This is a genomic window from Pseudomonas sp. P5_B2 (assembly GCF_056400445.1).
Genome location: NZ_JBFULH010000301.1, coordinates 1 through 5,097 on the forward strand (window position 1 = coordinate 1; position 5,097 = coordinate 5,097).

Below are 5,097 nucleotides of genomic sequence, written 5' to 3' on the forward strand. Positions count from 1 at the left end.
ATGATAAATGGCGTTGCCCGATCCCAACTCATGCCCCACTCCTGGTCAGATAAAGTCGACCGGGGCAGTGTAACGGATGCTTACGCCGATTGGCGCGATTGCAGGCTGCGACCGGCCAACAGTGATAACACACCATCAATGACCCGGGGATCGGCCAGTACCCGCTGATGCCCGCCTTCTTTCAGGCGCAGCAAGCGGCTGTCGAACCAGGATTCATGGATCAGTTCGGATTCCTTGACCAATACGTAGCGGTCATCTTCGGCATGGACGATCAGGCCGGGCATGTCCAGTTGATAGTGGGCGACATCCAGCGTCGCGGCGCGCATGCCGACGTCTCTCTCAACCTGACGAATGAATGCCGAACGGGCTTTGGGCGGCAGTCGCACGTAACGCGCAAAACCACGCAGCACCCCGAGAATCCGTGCCGGGGCTGCAATCGTCACCAGGGTTTCGGTGCGCAGGCCCAATTGAACGGCGAGCATGGCGCTGGCACCCCCCATCGAATGACCGATGACCGCTTGCAGCGGTGGCAACTCGGCAGCAGCTTCCAGCATGGCCCGCGCGAACAGCACGACGTTTGCCTCTTCACCGGGTGAGCGACCATGCGCCGGGCCGTCAAGGGCGACCACACTGTAACCAGCATCGACGAGTGCAGTGATAATACTGGCAAACTGCGTCGGCCGACCTTCCCAACCATGCATCAACAACACGGCCGGGCCCTGCCCCCAACGTAGTGCCGAAAGGCCGAAGCGCAGCGTAATACGTTCGGATTTCGCCAGAAGCGGCAGCTCCCAATCACGCGGAGGAAGTTCTCGCGGCGTCATGAATGCCAGTCGCATTTTGCTCGCAACCAGTTTCGGTGCGAACCAGCCCAAGGTGCCGTTAACGCCACGAACCCACTTCAACGTGCTCATCGCTCTCACTCCTCAGGCCACTGCCTTCAGGTCATTGCACCGCCGACTTGGCGGCGCGCAGCAATCGATCGGACAACTCTCCCGGTCCCAGCGCGCGTGCCAAGGCCAAACCACCCACCATCAAGGCCATGTCAGCCAGGGCTTTGTCGGTGTCTTCGGGGCTGGCCGCCAACTGCGCGACCATCAATTCCACATGCTCATTCAGCGCAACACGAAACGCATCCGGCAGCCTTCCCAGTTCGCCAACAGACGCAGGGATCGGGCACGCCGATTCGGAGGAGTCACGGTGTTTGCGCGAGAGGTAAAACGCAGCCACCAACGCGCGACGCTCTTCACCGGTGAGTTGCGCATCCATGTCGGCAATCAGGTCACGACGGTGCCCCAGCAATTGCTGGAACGCTTCCAGCATCATGGCGTCCTTGCTTTCGAAGTGCGCATAGAAACCGCCGACGGTCAGGCCGGCTGCGCCCATCACTTCGCCCACGCTCGGCTCTGCCGGGCCGCGCTGAATCAGCGCAGCGCTGGCAGCCTTAAGGATGCGTTCGCGGGTTTGAGCTTTTTTATCGTTCATCGTTGCCTCCGAATATTACGACTAGAATATTATTCTCATAATAATTTTTCGCAAGTCGTGGATGTGACCGCTGGTCTGAAGAACAGTTTGAGAGAAATTGGGGATTTGGCCAAACGCCAGACAAACAAAAGGGCCATTCAATAATTGAATGACCCTTATAAAATCCCGCAGAGCGGGTAATCGTGGCGTCCCCTAGGGGACTCGAACCCCTGTTACCGCCGTGAAAGGGCGGTGTCCTAGGCCACTAGACGAAGGGGACGCAAAMCCTTCTATACAACWGATCARYGCTGAGWGYTGATCGMTTCAARGCCKGYGTGGCCAGACCTTGAASTGTAAATTGGTGGAGCTARACGGGATCGAACCGTYGACCTCTTGCATGCCATGCAAGCGCTCTCCCAGCTGAGCTATAGCCCCTCATCGCTGAGGACGGGGCGAATCTTAATGGCGGATCAGAAAGCTGTCAAACTTATTTTTAACAATTTTCAAAATTTTTTGTCGCCATAACAATCACTTACCGCCCTCCCCCCGAAAAATCAGGGGCAGAACCGAAGATCACGATCAAATGATCGCGGCCTCCGGCGGTTCCTGCAAGGTCAATCGCCCTCAGGCGATGTTACCCAACAGTTTTTCCCACTCCTTGTTTTCCTTCTTCGACACGCCGCCCAACAGGTCAATTGCCTGGCGCAGACGGAAACGGGTCAGGTCCGGACCGAGGATTTCCATCGCGTCGAGCACCGACACAGAACTGGCCTGACCGGTAATCGCAGCAAACATCAGCGGCATGGCGTCACGCAGCTTCAGCTCCAGGGATTCGACCACCGCCTGAATTGTCGCGGTGATGCTGTCCTTCTCCCACTGACGCAGGCTTTCGAGCTTCCACAAGATCAGCTGCATCAACTGACGAACCTGATCGCCCGAAAGCTTCTTCGATTCAAACAGCTTGGCATCCGGGTTCACACCACCGGCAAAGAAGAAACCGGCCAGCGGTGCAACCTGGCTGAAGGTTTCAACGCGGCCTTGTACATGCGGCGCGATCTTCATCATGTATTCAGGGTTCAGCGCCCAGGTTTGCAGGCGCGAAGCAAACTCTTCCACCGGCAGGTCACGCAGCCACTGGCCGTTGAGCCACGACAGCTTCTCGACGTCGAAAATCGGCCCGCCCAGCGAAACACGGCTCAAGTCGAAGTTATCGACCATTTCCTGCAACGAGAACTTCTCGCGCTCGTCCGGCATCGACCAGCCCATGCGGCCGAGGTAGTTGAGCATCGCTTCCGGCATGAAGCCCATGCGCTCGTAGAAGGTCACCGAGGTCGGGTTCTTGCGCTTGGATAGCTTGCTCTTGTCCGGGTTACGCAGCAGCGGCATGTAGCACAGCTCCGGTTGTTCCCAGCCGAAGTACTCGTAAAGCAGGATCAGTTTCGGCGCCGAGGGCAGCCACTCTTCGCCGCGCAGGACGTGGGTGATGCCCATCAGGTGGTCGTCGACCACGTTGGCCAGGAAGTACGTCGGCAGGCCGTCGGTCTTCATCAGCACTTGCATGTCCATGCGATCCCACGGGATCTCGACATCGCCACGCAGCATGTCCGGCACCACGCACAAGCCTTCACTTGGCACTTTCATGCGGATCACGTGCGGTTCGCCAGCGGCGAGACGACGGGCGACTTCTTCCTTGGACAGCAACAGCGCGCGGCCGTCGTAGCGCGGGGTCTCGCCTCGAGCCATTTGCTCGGCGCGCATCTGATCCAACTCTTCGGCGGTGCAGAAGCACGGGAAGGCATGGCCCATTTCAACCAGTTGCTGGCAATACTTCTGATAGATATCGCCGCGCTCGCTCTGACGGTATGGACCGTGCGGGCCACCCACGTCCGGGCCTTCGCTCCAGTCGATACCCAACCAGCGCAGGGCGTCGAAAATCTGCTGCTCGGACTCACGGGTCGAGCGCAATTGGTCGGTGTCTTCGATCCGCAGGATGAACTCACCGCCATGCTGCTTGGCAAAGCAGTAGTTGAACAAAGCGATGTAAGCGGTACCTACGTGGGGGTCCCCGGTAGGCGATGGCGCGATGCGCGTGCGGACGGTGGTCATGGCAAGTCTCGAAATGAAGATAAAACAAAGGGCGAATGGTAACAGGCGACACCCGCCCGGCTCCAGTAAGCAGGGCATTTAAGCCAAGTTTGCGCCTACAACGCGCGTTTACCCGGGTGAATGGCCGAATATCCTTTGGTGGCATTTACCACTTGTCGGCTGTATGACAGATTCACCTGCTGTTATCTTTCCTTACAATTTCTCGACTACAGCCAGCCCCATGCCTGCCCAACTCAAGCGTCGCCTGTTTATTTTCCTGCTGCTCATCCTGCTGATTGCCGGGGGCTTCTTTGCCCAGTGGTTCTTCAAGGGACGATTTTATGAAAGCACCGATAACGCCTATGTCCAGGGCGAGATCACCCGCGTCTCAAGCCAACTGAGCGCACGCATCGACCAAGTATTGGTGCACGACAACCAGCACGTCGAGAAAGGCCAACTGCTGATCAAGCTCGAAGGCGCCGATTTCGACCTCGCCGTCGACCGCGCCAGAGCGACCCTCGCCACCCGTGAAGCCGAACGCCTGCAAGCGCAAAGTAAACTCACCCAGCAATCCAGCCTGATCGCCGCCAGCGAAGCGCAAGTCGCCTCCAGCCAGGCCAGTCTTGGCCGCTCGCTCATCGATTTGACTCGCGCCCAGACCCTGCGCAAACCCGGCTACATTTCGGAGGAACGGGTGACCACCCTGTCCGCCGACAATCACATCGCCCGCTCGCAAGTCGCCAAGGCCCAGGCCGACGCTCAGGGCCAGCGCCAGCAAGTCAACGCCCTGAACGCCGAGATCAAGCGTCTTGACGCGCAGATCGCCAATGCCAAGGCCGATCTGGCGCAAGCCGAGCTGAACCTGACGCGCGGCGAAATCCACGCGCCCATCAGCGGACTGATCGGCCAGCGCGCCGCCCGCGAAGGCCAGGTGGTGCAGGCCGGTGCATATTTGCTGTCGATCGTCCCGGATCAGGACATCTGGATTCAGGCCAACKTCAAAGAAACCCAGATCGGCCACATGCAGCCCGGGCAGAGCGCCGAGTTGACCTTCGACGCTTACAGCGACACGCCGATCAAAGCGCGTGTTGATAGCCTGTTCGCCGCTTCGGGGGCGCAGTTCAGCCTGTTGCCACCGGACAATGCCACGGGCAATTTCACCAAAGTCGTTCAACGGATTCCGGTAAAACTGACTTTCGCCGCGGACAACCCGCTGCAAGGCAAGATCCGCCCGGGCATGTCAGTCACCGCCAAAGTGAACATCAAAGACGCCCCTGACGATGGCCGGTGATCAACTGATCCGCCCGGTCGGCGAACCGACCCGGCGGGACTGGATCGCGGTCATGAGCGTGATGCTCGGCGCCTTCATGGCCGTGCTCGACATCCAGATCACCAACTCTTCGCTTAAAGACATTCAAGGTGCCCTGTCGGCCACCCTGGAAGAAGGCTCGTGGATTTCCACTTCGTATCTGGTGGCAGAGATCATCATGATCCCGCTGACCGCGTGGCTCGTGCAGCTGTTGTCCGCACGACGACTGGCGGTCTGGG

4 protein-coding genes, 2 tRNA genes and 1 pseudogene are annotated in these 5,097 nt (G+C 59.0%); 2 read left to right on the plus strand and 5 right to left on the minus strand.

Going from position 1 to position 5,097, the window contains the following annotated elements:
- Nucleotides 1-80 precede the first annotated feature (80 nt).
- The 5 genes from AC1DRJ_RS18910 to gltX form a co-directional block, all read right to left on the minus strand.
- Nucleotides 81-914, minus strand: coding sequence for an alpha/beta fold hydrolase (locus AC1DRJ_RS18910; protein WP_477803492.1), 834 nt, complete (start codon nt 912-914; stop codon nt 81-83).
- Between the two features lie 31 nt (nt 915-945).
- A complete protein-coding gene (locus tag AC1DRJ_RS18915) occupies nt 946-1,485 on the minus strand; it encodes a TetR/AcrR family transcriptional regulator (protein ID WP_007943510.1) in 540 nt (179 codons plus the stop codon).
- A gap of 183 nt (nt 1,486-1,668) precedes the next feature.
- Nucleotides 1,669-1,744: transfer RNA gene (locus AC1DRJ_RS18920), tRNA-Glu, on the minus strand.
- 79 nt (nt 1,745-1,823) lie between these two features.
- Nucleotides 1,824-1,899: transfer RNA gene (locus AC1DRJ_RS18925), tRNA-Ala, on the minus strand.
- A gap of 189 nt (nt 1,900-2,088) precedes the next feature.
- Entirely contained in the window at nt 2,089-3,570 is a 1,482-nt protein-coding gene (gene gltX / locus AC1DRJ_RS18930; RefSeq protein WP_477803493.1) for a glutamate--tRNA ligase, read from the minus strand.
- Nucleotides 3,571-3,790: 220 nt separating this feature from the next.
- Here gltX and AC1DRJ_RS18935 point away from each other — a divergent pair, with 220 nt between their 5' ends.
- Entirely contained in the window at nt 3,791-4,840 is a 1,050-nt protein-coding gene (locus AC1DRJ_RS18935; RefSeq protein ID WP_477803494.1) for an HlyD family secretion protein, read from the plus strand.
- A pseudogene (locus tag AC1DRJ_RS18940) lies at nt 4,830-5,097 on the plus strand (EmrB/QacA family drug resistance transporter); the annotation flags it as partial. The gene AC1DRJ_RS18935 and the pseudogene AC1DRJ_RS18940, both read left to right, overlap by 11 nt.